This window comes from Dictyobacter formicarum (genome assembly GCF_016587435.1).
Window position 1 is genome coordinate 174,377 of the sequence record NZ_BNJJ01000013.1, and the last position, 20,152, is coordinate 194,528.

The following is a 20,152-nucleotide window of genomic DNA, read 5'->3' on the forward strand; positions in this document are numbered from 1 at the left end:
TCAATCTGCTCGCTTTGTGTGATATAAAGAGGTTTACATCCTGATACAATAAAGCTTACAGGCTTTTTGTCCTTGCCAACACAACAACCATAAACCATAACAACCCAAAAGTGAGTAGATAACAATGCCTTATACATCCATACGCGAAGCTGCGGACGAAATTCATTCGGGAATTATTACTCCCACTGAAATGGTCTTAGAAACGCTAGAACAGATTGACGAGACTGATGGGGACATCCAGGCTTTCGTAACTGTAATACGTGAGCAGGCGCTCCAGGATGCTGAGCAAGCTGAGCGCGAATTGCGCACCGGACTCTACCGCAGTCCATTGCATGGTATTCCCATCGCCATTAAAGACTTGATAGCCGTCAAAGGCGTTCCGACCACGGCCAGCTCAAAAGTGCTGGCCGAAAATATCGCAACCGAAAATGCCATGGTTATCGAACAGTTGCGCAAAGCAGGCGCCATCATCATCGGCACAACTAACACCTTTGAGTTTGCCTATGGACCCTATGCGCCGCCCACGCGCAATCCCTGGGATCACACACGCACCACGGGTGGATCGAGCGGTGGCTCAGCCGCTGCGGTGGCCGCTGGCATGACTTTGGGAGCGATTGGCACCGATACAGGCGGCTCAATTCGCATTCCAGCAGCCTGCTGTGGTATCACAGGGCTCAAACCAACCTACGGTCGCGTCAGTTGTTATGGTGTCATCCCACTCAGCTGGTCACTCGACCATGTCGGACCACTAGGACGCAGCGCCGAAGACTGCGCCATCATGTTTGACGCCATCGCCAAATACGATCCTCGCGATCCCAACAGCGTCTCTGGACCACCCAGTCGCCCGGCCACCACGCTGATTGAAGGGGTCGAGGGCCGAGGTCCACTCTCTCTACAGGGTCTGCGCCTGGGCATCCCCCAGGATGCCTTCGTTGATCCAATCGATCCCGAGGTCCGGCTCGCCTGGAAAGCGGCCTGCCGCGTTCTGGAAGAAGAAGGTATAGAGATCATCAACGTCGAACTGCCACGGCCAACCATGGATCTCTATCGCACCATCCAAAAACCCGAAGCGACACTGGCCCACACCCAAAAAGGTTGGTATCCCACACATAATGAGCTCTACGGCGATCTGGTGCGCACGCGCTTACAGGAAGGTCGCTGTATCCCTGCCATAGACTATCTGAACGCCCAGCAGGAACGCCGCACCTTCGCCAGCAGCCTGCGCAGTCTGATGCAACGTGTGGATGCACTGGTGCTCCCGACTGTCCCTACGCCAGCTATTCCACTGGAGTTGGCAGGCAAAACGATCGAGATTGATGGCCATACGGAGGATGCCACCACCGCTTATCTGCGCATTACCATGCCATTCAACCTGGCGGGACTGCCCACTGTCGCATTCCCGGCTGGCTTCAGCGCCACGGGACTACCCATCGGCCTCCAGGTGGCAGGCAGACCTTTCGAGGAAGCTACGGTGCTGCGCATCGTACATGCCTACCAACAGATGACCGATTGGCACCAGCGTCCACTTCCTTCCAATACAGATCAAAATGTATAAGCAATAAAACATGTGGCAGGCGGGGCGTTCAAAGCTCTACCTGCCTGCCACATATTGTCAGCAAAAAATAGTCAGACCAGAATCTCACCGCACAGATCCGCAAATCAGTTCTATCATTCTAGCGGCCGGCATTATCGGTCAACAAAAATTAACCCAAAAACAACTAGAAGAGCTCCTCTCAGTGACACTTGATCAAGATCACCTCTTCTATCAGGTCGGAGAAACAGGAACAGACTCGGTCTTCATGCGCAGTTTCTCCTGTCTGATCATCGCATCAATTCTTTTTAACGATTCGCCTGATCCGCACCTGTCATCCTCCACAATCACCCTTGTCAAGGAAAAACTCTCTCATTATGCACAGGAAGAAAAGGACTGGCGTGGCTATGTCGAAGGCAAAGGCTGGGCACACGCCATGGCCCATCTAGCCGACGCCCTCGACGAGTGTGCGCAACATCCACATATGTCAAACAAAGACCGCCAGGAAATCCTGGTGCTGGTCAGTGAATTGGCCACGCTAGACGAACCACTCTATCATGAAGAAGACCTGCGCCTGGCAAAAATAGCCTATCATATCATTCTGGGGCACCAGGTCGATGATAACTTTATCTCCAAATGGATCGAAATGTGCTCTATTTCGCGTGACCTGGATGTTGAATCCTGGATGCGCATCATTAACGCAAAAAATGTCTTACGTAGCCTTTACTTTTTACTGCACTGGGACAATATGGCGCCCCTGGTCACCGAGCGCATCTCAGAGATACTCTACAAACAAGACGAAGTCTATCTTGAAGCAAAGAAGACAACAGCAGAGGATTAGACTCGATAGGGGAGAACACAAAAAAGGATGTCCAGGCTGGGCATCCTTTTTTAACCACTACATAAAATGATCATCTTTATATTATCCTAGTATAGTCTGAATGGTATCCAAAAGATCATCCAGCTCAAACGGCTTCTGCAAACACGCCATATTGCGCTTCTGAGCCTCATCCTTAGGAAGGTAAGCACTCATCATGATTATGGGTACATCATCTATTTCAGCCATGGCACGCATACGATCACACAATTCCAGGCCATCCATATGTGGTAAGCGATAATCGGTGATTACCAGGCACGGCTTCTGCACACGCATAGTTTTTAAAGCCTGAAAGCCATCAGTTACCAGCATCGCATTGTATGGAGTTTCCATAATAAGCGCATCAATCAGTAAAGTACCAATACTATCATCATCTTCTACCACCAATATAGTATTTTGTATATCATATTCTTTTGTAATTGTGAAGTCTCCCAAACCCTGCATAGTTAGAAATCTCCCCGGGGCTATAAATAAGCATCACAAATTTTATTCTAACAAAATAAACACGGCTGATAAATCCATGCCGTTTCATCAAATTATCCATTTTATATTAGTTTTTACTGAGGAAATGGCGCGACCGATTACCAGGCGCTCAAAATCACGACCAATACGCGCAATAGCAACAGGACAGAGATGCACTATTTAAAGATGGATTTAAAAGAATACATTCATCTGCTCAAAAAAGTGGTCGTAAAAATTCCCATAAAAAAAGCTTGACAGCCATAAAAGTTATCTGTATAATCTACAACGTAGTCGGCGAACTACATGTCAAGCCGAAGTAGCTCAGTGGTAGAGCAACGGTTTTGTAAGCTGTAGCATGAGCTAAAATATATAGTGAACAAGCTTCACACCTGCTTTTAAGGCAGGTGTTTTTGTTTGCTATTTAGCTGGCGATATACGGTTCTTACGGTTCTGGTTATGAGTTTTTTGCCACTCTTTTAACTCTTTTTTGTAGTCAATCAAGAGGAAAGATGTCGATGTTTCGGGGTCCAAGACAAATGTTAACCTCTTGTTGAGCCTCTTGCCATACTCCTGCATACCTGCGTGAATAGACATTGCAATACCTGTAGGTGTCTCGCTGGTGGCGTAGAACTTGGAGAATATAATACCTCTCTGGCCAAGCTTTCCCAGTTCGCGTCTGATACCTCTCAAGAGGACAGATACATAGTGCATTCTCGTTGTGTCATTTAGATCTGGCTCACTTGCGATGATCAGTAAGCAGCTAACAGCCTTGCCTTCCTCGTACGTCTCCACTTTGTCGGCTGTGATATTCCAACCTCTGATTTTACCTGCCATAAAGTCCATTAAGCATTCTTCCTGCAAAGGTAAAAGATGAAAGAATGCTACTACTTTCTCGTTGTGCTTTACGACATAGCAGCTTTCCGGGTTCTTCTCCAGCCAAGACCGCCGTAACTCTGCGCTCATTGTCGGGCCAATAGCTCGTAGTGCAACGTCATAAACCATATCCATATCAGATGGCTGCGCTATTTCAAATGTGGTCTTAGGTGGCTCCTTTGCTGTCAGAAACGCCATCCACTTTTCTGCATAATCATCTACCTCTGCCTTTAGGTATACGCCATACTGCTTTCCTGGCGGGATGACTTTTTTAATTTTGCGCTGGTTCACGAGATTTCTAAGCGCTGGCTCCGTGATGCCTAGCAGTCTTTGCACATCTCGTCCAGTATAGTAGCGATCGCTGAGCTTTGGCATTATTGTAGACCTCCCTCAATAATGTAAATGTGACTTATGTTTCCTCCTCTAATTCTACCATAAATGTGAAGTTACACAACCACCAACTTTCATAAATGTGACTTAGCGATATAAGGTTATTAATGTGAACATCAAAAATGTTGACAATCAAAAACTGGTGTGCTATATTTCTTCTATAGAAGTTCACATTCACATTTTCGACAGTAACACGAACCAAATCAGAAAGGTCTTTCACATGTTAAAACCTACTCGAACAACTGATGCTCTGCCTATGATTGGTTTTGTAGTTCCAACTTGTGAGAATGAAATACCCGATTATTCGCCTTCATTGCTTTTGAGTTATGCTGGCCTGGATCATCAAATTGTTGGTAGTCGATTTTTTACTAAAGCTTGTATGTGGGGCTTTACCTGTTTCTTTGATGATATGTTCGATCCTCACACTGGTAAATATGAGCATCGCTTTTATACACTCCAGGCGGTTCTTGAGGATATGTACCATGACATTCTTGATCACTACTTTCATGCTAATGACTTACCTTTTGAAGTGAGTGTTGGCTGCTCTTTAGGGCGTCTGTCTGCTCTGGCTCTCTATCAACCTGATGTCGCGGCGGCTGCCTATCAATCATGGCTGGCTCTGGTTCGTGTTTCGGTCAAGCAGAATTATGCATGCCTGTGTGAGGTGTCGAATGATCAGCAAGAGGTAGGCGCCTAATGCTTCTCCCTCCAGCTGCTCTCTCTGAGCAATCTATGCGCCTGGCTCCGCATGCACAACGCCCGACTTTTCACGTCGGGCTTTGCGCTTTTCCCTGGAGTGCTGCGCCTGGCCGGGATGGCTTTCGCCTGGTCGCCCAACGTCTACGCCCTGGCTGCTTCTTGTACGCCTGTACGCCTGCACGCCTCACGCTGAAGAGAGAAACGCTTGCTATCGGCTGCAGCGTTCCTGCTGTCTCTCTCTTTCTCTCCTGGATCTTTTCTCATCAATCTTTTAGCGCCACGCGCCAGGCGCCCAACTCTTCGACTCGCCCAACGCGAACCATGCTAAAAGAAACCTACGCTGAAACAGCCCTCAGGCATCCAGGAGCTGAGGCACGTACTCAAACGCTCGCCGACGATCGCGCTCGCCCTGCGGCGGTGCGAAGCAAGCGTTCTACCTTTGAAGGTTCTGCTAAGCTTGGAATGGCGAGGCGAGAGGGTAGATCTCATACTCCTCAGTATATCCTCTCGCCTCGGCATGGAATGCATAGCAGGGCCGCAAAAGGTGGAGACGCTAGCCGCGAGCAATGCTCAACATCGTATGCCTATATTGGCTTTATATTTCTAACGGTTCCTCTTACGCTTCTCTCTGAGTGCCTTAACGAAGAAAAAGAGAACATAGCAACACCCAATACCACTCAAAATTATTGCAATGACTCTGAGGGGGACTACATTGGTAAAATCTGCCACAAGGCTCAAAATAGCACAAAGCAAAAAAAGCGCAATTGCTATAAGTTCAGGAGCAAGCAGATTAATATGCTGAGGCTTCTTCATGGTATCCATCCAACCTTATTCATTAGTATTTCCGTATTATACTTCCAATCTTCATTAGTTGATCTGGCTGCTCATCAACGGCACCCCACGAAACCAGTAACACGTGGGGTGCGAACTACATTCTCTCTGTTCTCAGTTATATTCTTCTCATTTGTTGAAAGGTGGTTTTCATGGTAGAAAGTCTTCCGGCTCCGCTTCTAGAGCTCGTTCGTCTAGCTAATGAGGGAAATAAGAAAGCGATACAGGCGATAGAAAATATTGCTAGAGATATTCTGGATCAGGATGATCAGCGATTTTACCGGGTCTGTGAAAAGGTAGCTCCTGTGCTTCTGCGTATGGAAGTGAGGAAGATCATGGAGAGTCAGCCTCGGTATCTGCCGTTGCCTCCTCAGCTCTCTCAATTTGAACGTGATCCGGTGTTCCTGGCTGCGCGTCCAGTAGGCCGGTTCTGGTATCGCTTTGATATGCATAGCCTGGATGAGGAGGGCTTAGAGGTGGTGCGTGCTCCTCGTCGTTTTTCACGGCATGCCATTTTTCAATACCTGGATAGCACGGTGCGTATTCCCGATGTCGAGCTTCACCTGGAGGTACCACTCTCGTATCGGGTTGGTGAGTTGGTGGGCTGGCTCTCCGCTCTGGCGACATCACAACACGATGACGCCCAGGCGGGAATAGTGATGCTCTCCGCGCTGGTGGCTCCGCTCCTTGTCTCTGCTCCTGTTCCGCCAACTGCTCCAGCTGGCCGCCTTCGGGCTGGTAGAAAGTAGGGTGTGATGGATCTGTTTCATACATATTGCCATGGTTGTAAGAAGAAAGCTCATTGTAAACCTCTGGCCTGGCGAAAGGATTCACAGGATAAATGGCGCATACGCTTACTTTGTCCTGGCTGTCGGGATCGCTACAAGCGGCTTCTATCTGGTGGCTCTAACTAAGTTACATATTCTAGAAGAGGTAATGAATGAAACTTACTGATGCGGTTAAAGGCTATCTGCTTAGTCGTAAAATGAATTGCTCTGACAAGACTGTTGAATGGTATCGTCAAAAGCTGGCTCATTTTTGTATGGTCCTCCAGCAAGAGTATGAGGTGACTATGCTGGATGAGGTAACTGTAACTCACTTGCGTTTGTTTGTTGAGCTTATGAAAGGGACTAAGGCTAACGCTAATAATCCACATAAGCCAACTAAGGATGATACTACAGTTAGCGATCTGACAGTAAAAGGCTATGTGCAGGTCATTAAGGGCTTCTTTAACTGGTGTGTAAGAGAGGAGCTTATAACAAAAAATCCTGTGCTTAAATTGGAGAATCCGAAAGTCGGTAAATATGTGATAAAAACATTTAGCTCCGACCAGGTCAGGCAAATGTTAGAGGCTTGCAATACTCATACGATGATAGGATTTAGGGACTATACTATCATCTTGTTGCTGCTGGATACTGGCATTAGAGTATCAGAGCTATGCGGGCTTACATTGGATCGTGTATACCTGGAAGTGATAAACGATGCGTTTATTAAAGTCCTGGGCAAGGGTCGTAAAGAACGCGAGGTTGGTGTTAGCTCTGATGTTGCTCAATATCTCTGGAAATATATACATCAGCATAGGCACGCTAAAGACGATAGAAACCAGACTCTTTTTATAAATCTGTTTGGTGAAAATCTCACGATTTATGGTGTTGAGCAGATGTTAGAGGAGGTTGAAAAGAGAGCCGGGATAACTGGCGTGCGTGTGTCTCCGCATACATTCCGTCATACATTTGCTCGTATGTTTTTAGAGAATGGCGGCGAGGTCTATAAACTGTCGCTTATCCTGGGTCATAGTAGTGTCCTGGTCACTGAAAATTATCTCAAGGATTTTGTGAGTAGAGAAGCCAGGCAGGGTCAATCTAAACATTCACCTGTTTCCTCTTTGAACCTGGGTAAACAGAACAACGGATTCAAAAAGAAAGTTCAAAAATGGGGGGACTGATGTTTATAAAATGGGCTTTACAGATATACGGTTAGTTCAAAATGGGGGATAAAAATTGATCAGAAAAAAGTATTGACAACTCATGGATGACGGTGTATACTGCTTTCTGTGATCGAGAGATTACAGATTCTGCCGAAGTAGCTCAGTGGTAGAGCAACGGTTTTGTAAACCGTCGGTCGTCGGTTCAATCCCGACCTTCGGCTCTTTTCTTTTTTGGAAACCTTACATCTCCCTCTATGAACGATCCGCACAGCGAACTATTAAATCTCACCTTCCAAGTTCTATTCTTTTTGTCAAAAACATGTAATGCACGCTGTTCCAAACTTTGGCTGGCAATGCGCTTATAAAATATTCTCATGTATATTTCCTTTCACATAATGGCATTCCAGTGATGACACAAATTGGCTCTTGTATTAAGGTCAACCATATTCTATATTAATAGGAACATTTATGCTATATGATTCGACCATATACAGGAGAAATCATGACACGTAAAGGCTGGCTACTCTTTATCGCCATTTCAGTATTCTGGGGCATTCCTTACTTCTTTATCAAAATTGCTGTACGCGAACTGGACCCGGCCGTGGTGGTATTTGCCCGGGCCGTTATTGCAGCCGCTGTACTGCTACCAATGACAGCGCGGCAGAAAACGCTGCGACCGATACTCAAACACTGGCCCGTGGTCCTGCTATTTGCGATTATCCATATGGTTGGAGCATTTTTGCTGATTAGCTATGGCGAGCAACATGTTCCATCCTCCCTCACCAGCCTGCTGATCGCGGCCAATCCGTTGCTAGTTGCGCTGCTGGCTCTGGGCTTCGATAAGAGGGAGCGCGTCAATGGCCTGCGCCTGATTGGGCTGCTGATTGGTATGGTGGGACTGGTAATCCTACTGGGTTTCGATGTAGGAGGAGACAGGCAGATGTGGCTTGGGGCAGTTCTGATCCTGCTCGCGGCTACTGGCTACGCGATTGGCGCTCTGTTGCTCAATCGTCGCCCTCTCGTCGAGCTACCCAGGACCGCAGTGGCGGCTGGAGAGTGCAGTGTCACCACCATTGTGCTGCTGCCATTGATTCTGACGCGACTCCCCAGCAGCGTACCCAGCCCAGGAGTGCTGGCCAGCCTGCTCATTCTTGGACTGATCTGCACAGCCCTCGCCCTGCCAACCTTCTTCGCCCTGATCGCCGAAGTCGGAGCCAGTCGCGGCACAGTCATCACCTATGTCAATCCCGCTGTCTCTGTACTCCTGGGCGTTACAATCCTTCAAGAACCATTTACTATCGCCACCATCGCTGGCTTCCTATTGATCATCGCTGGCTCCTGGATCTCTACCACCGGCTCCATCCCGTTTCTGGCAGTTCGCAAAACTCCGCAGCCAGAGGTATGCCAGACAGAATAAGCCGCTCCCTTCTCGCTTTATGAGTTTCCTGCCGCAGCACTCAAAAAATATTTGTGTTGCTGCAAATGTGCATCCGCACATTTGCAGCAACACAACAAAGAAGGCTTCGAAACAAGATTGGTTTGTAATCGTTTAAAAACCAATAATTACCCAGGTTGCCACCTATCCTGGGTGATTACATTATTACCTTTCACTGGGAGACTTATGAACCAAAACGACCCCGTCATCGCCCGCCTGATCTCTTGGGCCCAATCGCGCGAGGATATCCGCGCCCTGGTTTTAAGCAGCTCGCGTACCAACCCGACCGTACCCGAGCTGGTCGACGCGCTTTCCGATTATGATCTGGATGTGATTATCCACGGCGATGCACGCACCTGGTATGAAGACCGCGCCTGGCTCGAGGAGCTTGGCCCAGTACTCGTTGGGTTCGGCGACCCACCGACGAAAGAATACGGCATTGAAATTTCCGGCTACGTCATCATTTATGCCGACGGCACCAAAATCGACTTTACCATTATGCCCGAAGAGATCTTCAAACAGGTGGTCGCCGAACCCACCCTGCGCGATGGTTGGGATGACGGACATCGGGTTTTGCTCGATAAAGATGCTCTGTCCGCCGGGTTAAAAACACCCTCTCACCGCGAATTCATCCCCACCCCACCCACTGCGGAAGAATATCGCGATGTGATCGACCGCTTCTTCACCGAGGCTACTTATGTGGCCAAGTTCCTCTGGCGCGACGAACTGATCTTCTTCAAACACTCCCTCGACCAGGAGGTGAAAGCCGACCTGCTACGGCGCATGCTCGAATGGCGCATGGAGATCGACTATAACTGGTCCATCCGCCTGGGTGTGCTCGGGCGCGGGCTGAAGAAACGCCTCTCACCCGAGCTCTGGAACGAACTGGAGAGCACCTACACCGGCGCCAGCATCGAGGAAAACTGGGCCGCGCTGTTCAAAACTATTGCCCTCTTCCGCAGACTCGCCAGTGAGGTAGGTAGCCATCTAGGATACACGTACCCCACCGACCTGGACAAGCGCATGATGGCTTACCTGGAGAAGATTAGGAGGATGGAGCATTAATTGTATCAAAAGAGGGAAGTGATTCCCTCTTTTGATACAATTAATGCTTAAAAACAGTTTTAGAGCGTTTCTGAATATCATACGTTTCGCGCCTGCGGCCCCTGACGCTACGCGCCTGCGGCGCTCAAAAGGTCTTTTTATGTGCAGCCTTTCGCGCAAAGCGCGAAAGGCTGCACATAAAAAGGGCTCGGGTGCGAATGCACCCGCCCATACGGGGGCGCTTTGCTTCCCATCATGATGAAACTCTCAAAGTTCATCAGGGTAAACGACAAACACATTTAAAACAGCTTGCTGATTTTGAAGAAGTTTTCCAGTATAATAGTTGAATGTGCTGCATAAGTAGGATAAAGATCAACAGCCTCTATTTCAGCTTTGTGATATACCTCTGTGCCATAGGTATCAATAAATTCTTTTTTCAGTGAGGGATCATGTAACCAGCGATCAAGCATATCTTCAGTAAGTTCTACATGATATTGTAATCCATAGGCATGCTGGCCATAGCGAAACGCCTGGTTGAAGCCATCGGTTCGGCAAGCCAGTTCAATTGCCCCTTTCGGCAACTTAAAACAGTCATCATGCCATTGAAAAGCCTGCTGATAATCTGGCAAATTATGGTAAAGAGGATCCTTGTGGCCGGCCTCAGTAAAATGTATACGCAAGAAGCCAATGTAGCTCTTTGGTAATTTTTCTACCTCCGCCTGAAATGCGCGCGCCAGTAGTTGTCCCCCAGGCAAAAACCAAGGTAAGGGATGTCCTGTAAGATCGCCTGGCGAAAATATGCTTCTTCATGCACGGTATAGGGATATTTACGCGTCTCGTAGACATGCTGCGATCCACCTAAAACAACAATTGCCTGGCATTGCGTCGGATCAGGAAGCGGATCTCGACCAACATGTATCAGATGATAGTTGATGTCGTGTTCATCTAGAATGTAGCCTACGCGACCAGCGGGATTTTCTAAGATGTGTTGAAGGATCAACACACGTTTCTCCTCTGCCATAGCCCTGCCTCCTATTCTCCACAAATAAAAAACTACCACCCTGCTAGTATAGCAGGAAATGGACTGTGGGAGAGAAGATAGAAGAGTACGCGACCCGACCGGATGTGTGCGCCACTCCTCGATGGCCGGACCGGGTCGCACGTGGTTATGTTTTTATCTGGCTACATGGCTACAATATCAGACAGAATACCGCAGGATTAGCTAGTAACCAGCGGTCTGCTCAAACGCATTGGCGATAACACTATAGCCAGTCGAGGTTGCATGAATGTCCTTGAACAGGCTACACATCCATGTGTAATTGCAAATATTGGAATTGGGGGTTGCAGCACCACCGAGAGGTGTGAACACATCAACGACAGTCGCATAACCGCTGGCATCCGCTGCCAGGTGCTGATTGATTACCTGGGCATATGACACCATCGTTGGACAAATATTCTGATAGGGATCGTAGTAATTCATCAACAACAGGTCACCGCTCCGCCGGCCGTTCACCGTCATGGCGGCAGTCAACTTCGGCAGTATCACCTGCCTCAAATTGGTATCCATCGTGGCCAGGTCGCTGTTCCATGTCGAGCTGATCGTACATGTCGATGTATTAATGTCATGAAGCATGTCGTTAGCCCCGATATCTAACGTCACCGGACTGACATTGCCTGCATTTAATTCGAGATACAGAACCGCAGCATCAAGTTGAGAACCAATGTAGGGAAACTTGCGCAAAACTGAGAACGAGCAGCCGCCATTGATCATCGAGGTTGTTGTCTCACCAGGGCAGGCCATATTGGCGTAACTTGTGGCGCCATGGCTCTTGAGATTGGCGTAAAAGTCATCGGCATACCCATGAGTGAGATTAAGATTGGGCTGGTATCCATAGGCCAGCGAATCGCCAACCGCCAGATAATGAGATTTAGGTCCTACAAGAGACGCATGAATGGCGGCAAATGCCGATGGCATAGATAAGAAAAAGAGACTGGATACAAGAAAAACAGGCGCAGCGATGCGAAAAAGAAGTTTCACCATGCCTTTGAGCATATTTTCCTCCTTGAAAAAATATACTAATCTGGCACTTTAGTAAGGGCTGTTAAAGTGGTAACAGCTTTGAGGAGAAAAGAAATCTTACACGTCTATTTCATAGTATAAATATAAAAAATCAGAATTACAAGCTTTCAAGATATCAAAATATAATTTATACTGTAATGCAATGACCAATATTTGAATAACAGCAAATATTTTTGACATAAAAATACTTTTGCGCTACGTTTTTGGGGTAATCGTGATAAAAGATTCCTGATGAGGTGCAGAACATGTTCTGCACCTCATCAGGAATCTTTTTAGTGTGCGCTGAGCGGTGTTCCCCATATAATCTCGCTGACTACAGATAGCGTCAGTAACCCATCGCGCATAAAAGGTGTGAGCAACTGGCTGACGGCAGCATCAAAAGCGCTGGCCGCCTCTTCGCCCATGCGCTCCCGCGAAAAAACCGTTGCGCGAGTGAATGGATTGAATATAGTCCTCTCCCGATTGCACAAACGGAACCGGCTGTGTCAGCACACTACCAACTTTCTGGAAGAGATGGCGCTGCTGTAATTCTTCAATGAGATTGTATGGGCGAAACTCGCGATTGGTTGAGAAGCGGGAGATAAGCGCCAGCAAATCTTTATCCCAGGGATTGGATTCCGTTCCACAACCAACAATTGCCAGGTAACCATGAGGAGTGAGCAAGCGCTGAAATAGTGGCATAACAATATCCCATTCCATCCAGTGCAAGCTGTCATCAGCCGTGATCAGGACATAAGGAGGATTCAGCGCTACATCTTCGACGCGGCCATAAATCCAGTTGAGTCGAGGATGATCACCGCCGGGGAGGGTTCTTGCTTTGTTGAGCATGGCCTGGGAAAAGTCAACCGCGTCGAGCCGTTCTACCGAGTTAACTAATCGCCGTGCCAGTGCACCGGTGCCACATCCCACGTCAAGAATGGTACGTGGCTCATCGGTTATCAGCGCCAGGAGCGCATTGACAGTTTCATCGGGGTGCGGAGGTCGGTGATGGTAGACGTCAACAATACTGCTATCCTTGAATTGTTCCGCGTACTTCAGGCCAAGATGGCTCGGTTTTGGCTGCGTCATATAGCTCCTTTTTTTCTCTTTATAGACTTTCACCTGCATTACCTGTGTTCTCAAGGAACTACGGATGAATTTCGCCACGGTTGCTGAGCCATATATCCCCCCTATGCTGTCCCACCACGAAAAACCAGCAATAAAAGCGGAACCTATGGACAATCGTTGTTATTGTTGCTTTTGCACGATTGAACGGTAGCTACGCATATATTATTATGTATATCATCATATTAATGGGGAAAACACATATTGATTGCAGCGAAAGGATAACAATCTACATGGATAGGGTTGAGCAGCAGCAACAACTAGGCAGGGCATTGGAACAAGTCAAATTGCCTGCCGGGATTTTGATCAGGGCATGGGCTGAAGAGGATTTCCCAGCTATTCAGCGACTTAGCCAGGCTGAAGGGTGGACCTCACCAAGCCAGCGTTCTGCTGACTCGCTGCGAGCCTGGCAGAACTCGTGGCCGGCACTGGTTGCGCTAAAAAATGATGCGGTGGTAGGTTTCGTTCGTGCGTTAACTGATGGTGCTATTACTATGTATATTGCTGATCTGCTGGTAGACGTACACACACGTAACGCTGGCATCGGACGAACACTACTAGAAACCTGCCACCAGCTTTATCCCACCACACGCCTGGATCTGCTGGCTGCCGATGGCTCACGCGCATTTTACGAGGCGTGCGGTTATAGGCTCATGCACGATGGCATGCGCAAAAGTTATATTTAAATGCTGTATCTTTTCTGGCTTAATGAATCGCTTTTCTGGTGCTTTTTCGAGCTAGAAAGGAGGAAGCGCCCGCAAGGGGCGCACCTACGGATCGCTATTCTTGTGCTTCTTCGAGTGGGAAGGAGCCGCCCATTTTTATGATAGCTTCATCCTTCATGATGTACTTACCATACAAAATTAGCTTGTAACCTGTAGCTTTTTATTTGGATTAGAAGCTGATGCTAAACAAGGGCGGTTCCTGTCCTTGTTTTAATATATACTTTCAGTATGAGAAAAGTTAAAGGAATGAATTATTATTCAGCCCATGTGGGTAGATAAATTGGAGGACTATGCGATGACGACTGCACCCCTTGCGGCAGAGGCTCAGGATAAGGCGCGCCTGCGTGGAATGGCTCTGGTATCTGTGATCGTTGCCTTGATGTTAACGCTTTTGCTAGAGGCTCTTGACCAGACGATCGTCGGTACGGCGATGCCACGCATTATCGCGCAGCTACATGGCCTGGATCGCTACAGCTGGGTAGCAACCGCATATATTCTGGCTTCGATGACCATGATTCCAATTGTGGGCAAGCTCTCGGATCAGTTTGGTCGCAAGTGGTTTTTACTGTCGGGTACAGTGCTTTTCCTGATGGGATCGGTCCTGGCTGGAGCAGCTCAGAGTATGAATCAGTTGATCATTTTTCGTGGCCTTCAGGGATTGGGCGCTGGCATCGGCATGGCGCTGGTAGCAACCGTGATGGCAGATCTCTTTCCGCCAGCCGAGCGCGCCAAATGGAGCAGTCTCTTTGGCATTGTCTATGGCGTCTCCAATCTGCTTGGTCCCACCTGTGGTGGCTGGCTGGCCGAGCATGGTCCATTGCTGGGAAGCCTGGTAACCGAAAGCACACGCTGGCGCTGGGTCTTTTACATCAATGCACCGATAGGCCTGATTGCACTGGTAGCATTATTGATCTTTCTACCGTCCAATCTGTCAGAGCATACCCAGAAGTGGGATGGCTGGAAATCGCTACGCCGCATTGATGTCGCTGGTGCGATCTTCTGTGCCGCAGCCACCATCTGCCTGATGCTGGGGCTCACCTGGGGCAGCGCAAACATCTCTGCCTGGACCTCGGCACAGGTGCTTGGAATCATCGCCGTTGGCATCCTGCTGCTTATCCTGTTTGTATTCACCGAACGCCGGGCCAACGAACCCATTTTGCCGCTGGATCTCTTCCGCCGCTCAGTCTTCAGGATTGGAGCCGCGCTGGTGCTATTGCAGAGCATGGTCCTGCTGGGATTGGCTCTCTACCTGCCACTATTCGTCCAGGGTGTGTTGGGAGTCTCGCCAACCAACGCAGGATTAATCATGACGCCATTCTCGGTAAGTATGGTCGCGGGCTCTATTCTTGGTAGTATGGCACTTAATAAGCTGAGGCGCTACCGCGTGGTAGCTGTGGCAGGAGCGCTCATCATGAGCGTTGGCACGCTGATGATTACACTCATGACCCCGGCCTATAACATAGGATTGATTATCGGCATCCTGATCCTGACCGGCATTGGTATTGGTCCCTTCTTCTCGTTGCCTATGGTAGCAGTCCAGAATGCGCTACCAGCCAGCCAGCTAGGCATCAGTACCGCGGCACTCCGTTATCTGGGCCAGGTAGGAGCTACGCTAGGCATAGCGATCGTAGGAACCGTCATCGCCAGCACAGTCTCAGGCAATCTGATGGGCCATTTGCCAACCGACGCAGCCTCTAAGGCAGCACTGGCCAGTGCTCTGCAACACGGTTTTCTCGCCGTGCTGATCTTTGCACTGCTCGCACTACTCACCACATTTTTTCTTAAAGATATGGCCATTAAAGAGCCACAGGCCAGCTCAGAAACCAATGAAGAAAACCAGGATGCAGCTTCTGTCGATAAAACATTAGTGCAGGCGTAACGCCATCCTTTCAACAACCAATAAAGCAGGGTGACCGGCATCACCATAACGATGCCGGTCACCCTGCTTTATTGATTTTTTACTGCATAAAATTTAACTGATTTCAATAAGCATATTATAATGTAATTACTATCCATATTGCTTCAGAAGATTGGTAATAAGGAGGCGTTATGCGCCACATCCGTAAGAAATCTGCGTTGCTCGGGGTGGCAAGCTTATTTTCAATTCTGGTCATCCTGCTGTCCGCATGTGGTGGAGGCACTACGAGTAACGGTAACACGCCAACTAACCTGGCGTCCAAGCAAGTTCTACGCGAGCCAGTCATCGGTGGTGACTTTGATTCGCTCGATCCTGCGCTGACAGCCGGTGGCCTGGGTGATCCGATCAATCTTATTTTTACTGGTCTGGTAGCTGCCGATGATCAGGGCAATATTCACGATCAACTGGCTGCATCGCACCAGGTTTCCAGTGACGGACTAACATACACCTTTACACTTCGCTCCAATCTGAAATTTAGCGATGGAACAAAACTGGACGCCAACGATGTTGCCTACAGCATCAACCGCACCATTGATCCAGCTACAAAATCACAGGTCAGCAATTATCTGAGCCTGATCAAAGACTATGATAAATTTTCCAGTGGTAAGGTCAAAACCCTGATTGGTGATAGCATTATTGTCAAAGATCCCCACACCATTTCACTGATCATCAGCAAACCGGCCAGCTACTTCTTGCAGGCCCTGAACTACTCTACCTCTTTTGTCGTCAACAAAGCACTGACCACCAAATATGGTGCCAAATGGGTAGATCACCTCAACGAGGGTGCTGGCGATGGTCCATTCAAAGTGAAAAGCTATAGCCACACTACTGGCCTGGTCCTGGTACCTAATCCAAACTACTACAAAGGCAAACCCAAACTGCAAGAGATCGACGAAATCATCACCGGCGACCGCGATAGCACCTTCAAATCGATGAAAGCCGGCCAGTTTGATCTCGCACCAGTGCCCCCTGCCCTGGATAGCGCCAACAATCAGTTACCAGGTTATCAGACATCACCAGCATTGGCCTCACGCTTCATCGGTATGAACTACCTGGTCAAACCCCTGGATAACATCAAAATCCGCCAGGCGTTGGAGCTAGCCCTGAACCGCAATCTGATCGTAGGCAGCATCATTGGTAAAACCGTCACTCCAAGCTACCACATCATCCCCGATGGCATTCCTGGCTACAACAAAGATCTGCAAGGACCAGCTGGTATCACTACTCCAGCTGGCAATCAGGCCAAAGCCAAAGAATTGTTCAAGCAGGGCTTGCAGGAAGAAGGTTATAAGAGCGTCAGCGACCTGCCCAGCATCTCACTGGTCTATGCGCAGGACTACAAAGCCGGTGCCGACACCATGGCAGCAGTTGCCAACGAGTGGAAACAGGTGCTGGGCTTCAACGTCAAGCTGGTAGGCCTACAGGGCACTGACCTGATTTCGCAGGAATTCGCCACCGCTGGCAAAACTGGTCCTTTACAGATGTGGTATGGCAGTTGGGGCGCTGACTACCTGGATCCCCAGGACTGGACAACCCTCTTCTTTGATAAAGGTGTCAGTAACAACGCCTTCAACTATGGTCAGAACAAGTCAGCCAACGTTGCTGATCAGCAGGCGGTACAGACAGAGTTAGAGAAAGCCGATACCATAAGCGATCAATCAGCGCGTATGAAAATGTACCAGGATGCCGAGCAGAAGCTCGTCAATGATGTTCCTTACATCACTACCTATCAGTCTTCCTACAGTTACCTGGTAAATCCAAAACTGAAGGGATGGAAGCTCTATCCATTAGGAAGCATGGCAACCGATGACTGGGCTAACGTCTACTTTACCAAATAAGTACATTCGGCGTTAAAGCGACATCCTGCTGTGCTCACGCAGGAAAGGGTAGCGGGCTTGCTCGTCTCGCTACCCCTCGTCTGCGAGAGCACCTCGCGTATAACAGAGGATCATGGCATGACTCGATTTCTAGTCAAACGCCTGATAGGATTATTCTTTATCTTGATCGGCGTCACCTTCATTACATTTATCCTGGGCTACCTGGCACCAGGAGATCCAATTAAAGAATCGATGGGGGACCACTTCAATCCAGTACTCTGGCTGCAGTTACGCCATGCATACGGATTTGACCTTCCCTGGTATCAACAATACATCAACTTCCTGATCAAACTGGCCCACTTCGATCTGGGCATCTCCTTCCATCCCCAACAACGAGCCGTCTGGGATATCCTTAAAGATGGTGTGCCAATCTCGGTCGAACTCTCAATGTGGGGTACCATCGTTACGCTCCTCATGGGCATTCCAATTGGCATTATTACCGCCATTAAAGCCAACACCTGGATCGATACTACCAACATGAGTATCGCCCTGGTTCTGTATGCCCTCCCATCATTCATTCTGGCCGTTTTTGTGCAACTCCTGGTGCTCTGGATCGATAAAACCGGCATCGGCTGGCCAATTAGCGGCTGGGGAGATCCCTGGCAATATACCTGGAGCGACATACAGTACAAACTCGTACCCATACTGACCTACGGAGCAACTGGCTATGCCTACTATGCACGATTGACGCGTACCACCATGCTGGAAGTGCTGCGCCAGGACTACATACGTACAGCTCGAGCCAAGGGTCTGCGCGAGAAGGCGGTCATCTATCGCCACACCTTGCGTAACGCAATCATCCCTTTGATTACCGCAGTAGGCCTCTTACTGGGATTACTTGTTACCGGCTCTTTCTTTATCGAGAATATCTTTAGCATTCCAGGAATCGCCAATATTACAGTTGCAGCCGTCTCTCAACGTAACTATCCCGTTATTCAGGCGACGACCATCATGGTCGCTATCGGCGTCGTGTTTGGCAACCTCATTTCTGACATCTTGTATGGCATTGCCGATCCACGCATCAAAACCGAATAAACATAGCAGCAACTAGAAAGGGATAGAGGAGAACGGATGAAGGAGAATCATGAATTAGAGTCTCCTGAGACTCAATCAGAGGCGCTCGTTCCTGCGGCTGGCATACCCGAAACGGTAGAGTCGTCAGCTGAGACACAAGCAGAAGAAACACTCAACCCGATCGATGGTGTAGCTCCTGCGCCTGAGGTACTCGGGCAAGATATACTCGATGGGCCGGCCCTCACCGAAGAGGCAGAAGTTGAGACACCAGCCACCATCGAGGAGTTAGATCCCAAACAACAAAAACAGGAGCGTAAGAAGCATCCAGGCCCCACACGTACAGCGTTACAGCATTTCCGCCGGGACATACGCGCCATGATCAGTCTGGGCTTCATCATATTTTTAATACTGCTGGCTCTTTTTGGTCCCCCTATTTATCATCACATTGGTGGTATCTATAACAGTGACCTGCAGGGCAGAATCGGGCCCGAGGTCTATCATAGTTATGATCACCAGGAATTAAGTAAGGTCAACCAGGGACCATCAGCGCAATATTGGCTGGGGACCGACGCACTGGGACAGGACATGCTGGCCCGCCTGATGCAGGGCCTGCTCATCTCGCTAACCGTGGCCTTTCTGGTCGAGGTGGTCGATGTTGGCCTGGGCGTGACCATCGGTGTGCTGGCTGGCTATTATGGCGGCTGGATCGATACCCTACTGGCGCGTCTTACCGACCTGGTTTTTGCCTTTCCAGGCTTGCTCTTCGCCATCTTGCTTACCGGCGTCTTTGGTCCGACCGCCAATGACTACTTCTCAAAGTTGCCGCTGGTCGGAGGCTTCCTCAGCAATGGTAATGCCTCACTGGTCATCGTTTCACTCGCCTTATCACTGGTCTCCTGGCCGCTGATGGCGCGCTATGTGCGTGGCCTGACCCTGCAAATCAGGCAGCAACAATTTGTTGAGGCCGCCCACACCTCAGGGACACCCGATACCCGTATCATGCTCAAGCACATCATACCCAATCTCTTCAACATTGTATTTGTCACCTCCACGATGAACATTTCGGGAACGATCATCGGTGAGGCCGGCTTAAGCCTGCTCGGCCTGGGAGTCACCCATCCCGGCTCTAGCCTGGGCCTGATGATCGCGGACGGCATCTCCCTATTAGAAGTTTTTCCCTGGGACACGCTGTTCCCCACCATCGTCCTGACCGGCATAGTGCTAGCGATCTCATTTATTGGCGATGGCCTGCGCGATGCCTTCGATCCACGCGCCAAAAACTAACGACAACTACTGATTTCTCTAATCAATCCCAAAAAGGGGAAAGGAACCAACATATAGGTTGGTCGCCCTTTCCCTTTTATT

Annotated in this window: 20 protein-coding genes and 1 tRNA gene; 14 read left to right on the forward strand and 7 right to left on the reverse strand. The window is 49.0% G+C overall.

Features of this window, described 5'->3' with window-relative positions:
* Window positions 1-124 precede the first annotated feature (124 nt).
* Together JMI88_RS22650 and JMI88_RS22655 are read left to right on the forward strand one after the other, a co-directional pair.
* Window positions 125-1,555, forward strand: a complete 1,431-nt coding sequence (locus JMI88_RS22650; RefSeq protein ID WP_201364249.1) for an amidase — start codon at window positions 125-127, stop codon at window positions 1,553-1,555.
* 10 nt (window positions 1,556-1,565) lie between these two features.
* Window positions 1,566-2,372, forward strand: coding sequence for a DUF2785 domain-containing protein (locus tag JMI88_RS22655; RefSeq protein ID WP_201364250.1), 807 nt, complete (start codon window positions 1,566-1,568; stop codon window positions 2,370-2,372).
* Between the two features lie 81 nt (window positions 2,373-2,453).
* Here JMI88_RS22655 and JMI88_RS22660 read toward each other — a convergent pair whose 3' ends face one another.
* Window positions 2,454-2,852: a response regulator gene (locus JMI88_RS22660; protein ID WP_201364251.1), complete on the reverse strand. Its 399-nt coding sequence runs from the start codon at window positions 2,850-2,852 to the stop codon at window positions 2,454-2,456.
* Window positions 2,853-3,287: 435 nt separating this feature from the next.
* Window positions 3,288-4,118, reverse strand: coding sequence for a helix-turn-helix domain-containing protein (locus tag JMI88_RS22665; protein WP_201364252.1), 831 nt, complete (start codon window positions 4,116-4,118; stop codon window positions 3,288-3,290).
* 124 nt (window positions 4,119-4,242) lie between these two features.
* Here JMI88_RS22665 and JMI88_RS22670 point away from each other — a divergent pair, with 124 nt between their 5' ends.
* From JMI88_RS22670 to JMI88_RS22700, 7 genes are all read left to right on the forward strand, one after another.
* Window positions 4,243-4,830, forward strand: coding sequence for a hypothetical protein (locus tag JMI88_RS22670; RefSeq protein ID WP_201364253.1), 588 nt, complete (start codon window positions 4,243-4,245; stop codon window positions 4,828-4,830).
* A gap of 51 nt (window positions 4,831-4,881) precedes the next feature.
* Complete coding sequence (locus JMI88_RS22675) at window positions 4,882-5,025, forward strand: hypothetical protein (RefSeq protein ID WP_201364254.1); 144 nt, start codon at window positions 4,882-4,884, stop codon at window positions 5,023-5,025.
* Window positions 5,026-5,815: 790 nt separating this feature from the next.
* Window positions 5,816-6,412 (forward strand): hypothetical protein, encoded by a 597-nt coding sequence (locus JMI88_RS22680; RefSeq protein ID WP_201364255.1) that lies wholly within the window; start codon window positions 5,816-5,818, stop codon window positions 6,410-6,412.
* Between the two features lie 191 nt (window positions 6,413-6,603).
* The gene (locus JMI88_RS22685; RefSeq protein WP_201364256.1) at window positions 6,604-7,608 is read left to right on the forward strand and encodes a tyrosine-type recombinase/integrase; all 1,005 of its coding nucleotides are present in this window, start codon (window positions 6,604-6,606) and stop codon (window positions 7,606-7,608) included.
* Window positions 7,609-7,739: 131 nt separating this feature from the next.
* A tRNA-Thr gene (locus JMI88_RS22690) sits at window positions 7,740-7,811 on the forward strand.
* A gap of 281 nt (window positions 7,812-8,092) precedes the next feature.
* Complete coding sequence (locus JMI88_RS22695) at window positions 8,093-9,007, forward strand: DMT family transporter (RefSeq protein WP_236023012.1); 915 nt, start codon at window positions 8,093-8,095, stop codon at window positions 9,005-9,007.
* Window positions 9,008-9,211: 204 nt separating this feature from the next.
* Window positions 9,212-10,090 carry an aminoglycoside 6-adenylyltransferase gene (locus JMI88_RS22700; protein ID WP_201364258.1) on the forward strand — a complete coding sequence of 293 codons (879 nt, stop codon included), beginning with the start codon at window positions 9,212-9,214 and terminating at the stop codon, window positions 10,088-10,090.
* 278 nt (window positions 10,091-10,368) lie between these two features.
* On the opposite strand, the gene JMI88_RS22705 is transcribed toward JMI88_RS22700, so the two are convergent.
* The 5 genes from JMI88_RS22705 to JMI88_RS22720 form a co-directional block, all read right to left on the reverse strand.
* Entirely contained in the window at window positions 10,369-10,824 is a 456-nt protein-coding gene (locus tag JMI88_RS22705) for a type 1 glutamine amidotransferase (protein ID WP_373323953.1), read from the reverse strand.
* Entirely contained in the window at window positions 10,779-11,090 is a 312-nt protein-coding gene (locus JMI88_RS22710) for a type 1 glutamine amidotransferase family protein (protein WP_201364260.1), read from the reverse strand. Before JMI88_RS22710 ends, JMI88_RS22705 begins: the two co-directional genes overlap by 46 nt.
* Window positions 11,091-11,291: 201 nt before the next feature.
* On the reverse strand, window positions 11,292-12,122 hold the full coding sequence (locus JMI88_RS22715; protein WP_201364261.1) for an SGNH/GDSL hydrolase family protein: 831 nt from the start codon (window positions 12,120-12,122) through the stop codon (window positions 11,292-11,294).
* 299 nt (window positions 12,123-12,421) lie between these two features.
* Window positions 12,422-12,553 carry a hypothetical protein gene (locus JMI88_RS40180; protein WP_268906008.1) on the reverse strand — a complete coding sequence of 44 codons (132 nt, stop codon included), beginning with the start codon at window positions 12,551-12,553 and terminating at the stop codon, window positions 12,422-12,424.
* Window positions 12,525-13,217, reverse strand: coding sequence for a class I SAM-dependent methyltransferase (locus JMI88_RS22720; RefSeq protein ID WP_201364262.1), 693 nt, complete (start codon window positions 13,215-13,217; stop codon window positions 12,525-12,527). The genes JMI88_RS40180 and JMI88_RS22720 overlap by 29 nt, the downstream gene beginning before the upstream one ends.
* 269 nt (window positions 13,218-13,486) lie before the next feature.
* On the opposite strand from JMI88_RS22720, the gene JMI88_RS22725 reads away from it, so the two are divergent.
* The 5 genes from JMI88_RS22725 (at window position 13,487) to JMI88_RS22745 (ending at window position 20,071) form a co-directional block, all read left to right on the forward strand.
* Complete coding sequence (locus tag JMI88_RS22725; RefSeq protein WP_201364263.1) at window positions 13,487-13,939, forward strand: GNAT family N-acetyltransferase; 453 nt, start codon at window positions 13,487-13,489, stop codon at window positions 13,937-13,939.
* A gap of 334 nt (window positions 13,940-14,273) precedes the next feature.
* Complete coding sequence (locus JMI88_RS22730; RefSeq protein WP_201364264.1) at window positions 14,274-15,857, forward strand: MFS transporter; 1,584 nt, start codon at window positions 14,274-14,276, stop codon at window positions 15,855-15,857.
* 170 nt (window positions 15,858-16,027) lie between these two features.
* On the forward strand, window positions 16,028-17,734 hold the full coding sequence (locus JMI88_RS22735; RefSeq protein ID WP_201364265.1) for a peptide ABC transporter substrate-binding protein: 1,707 nt from the start codon (window positions 16,028-16,030) through the stop codon (window positions 17,732-17,734).
* 117 nt (window positions 17,735-17,851) lie between these two features.
* Window positions 17,852-18,808, forward strand: a complete 957-nt coding sequence (locus JMI88_RS22740; protein ID WP_201364266.1) for an ABC transporter permease — start codon at window positions 17,852-17,854, stop codon at window positions 18,806-18,808.
* Between the two features lie 36 nt (window positions 18,809-18,844).
* Window positions 18,845-20,071 carry an ABC transporter permease gene (locus JMI88_RS22745; RefSeq protein ID WP_201364267.1) on the forward strand — a complete coding sequence of 409 codons (1,227 nt, stop codon included), beginning with the start codon at window positions 18,845-18,847 and terminating at the stop codon, window positions 20,069-20,071.
* Window positions 20,072-20,152 lie beyond the last annotated feature (81 nt).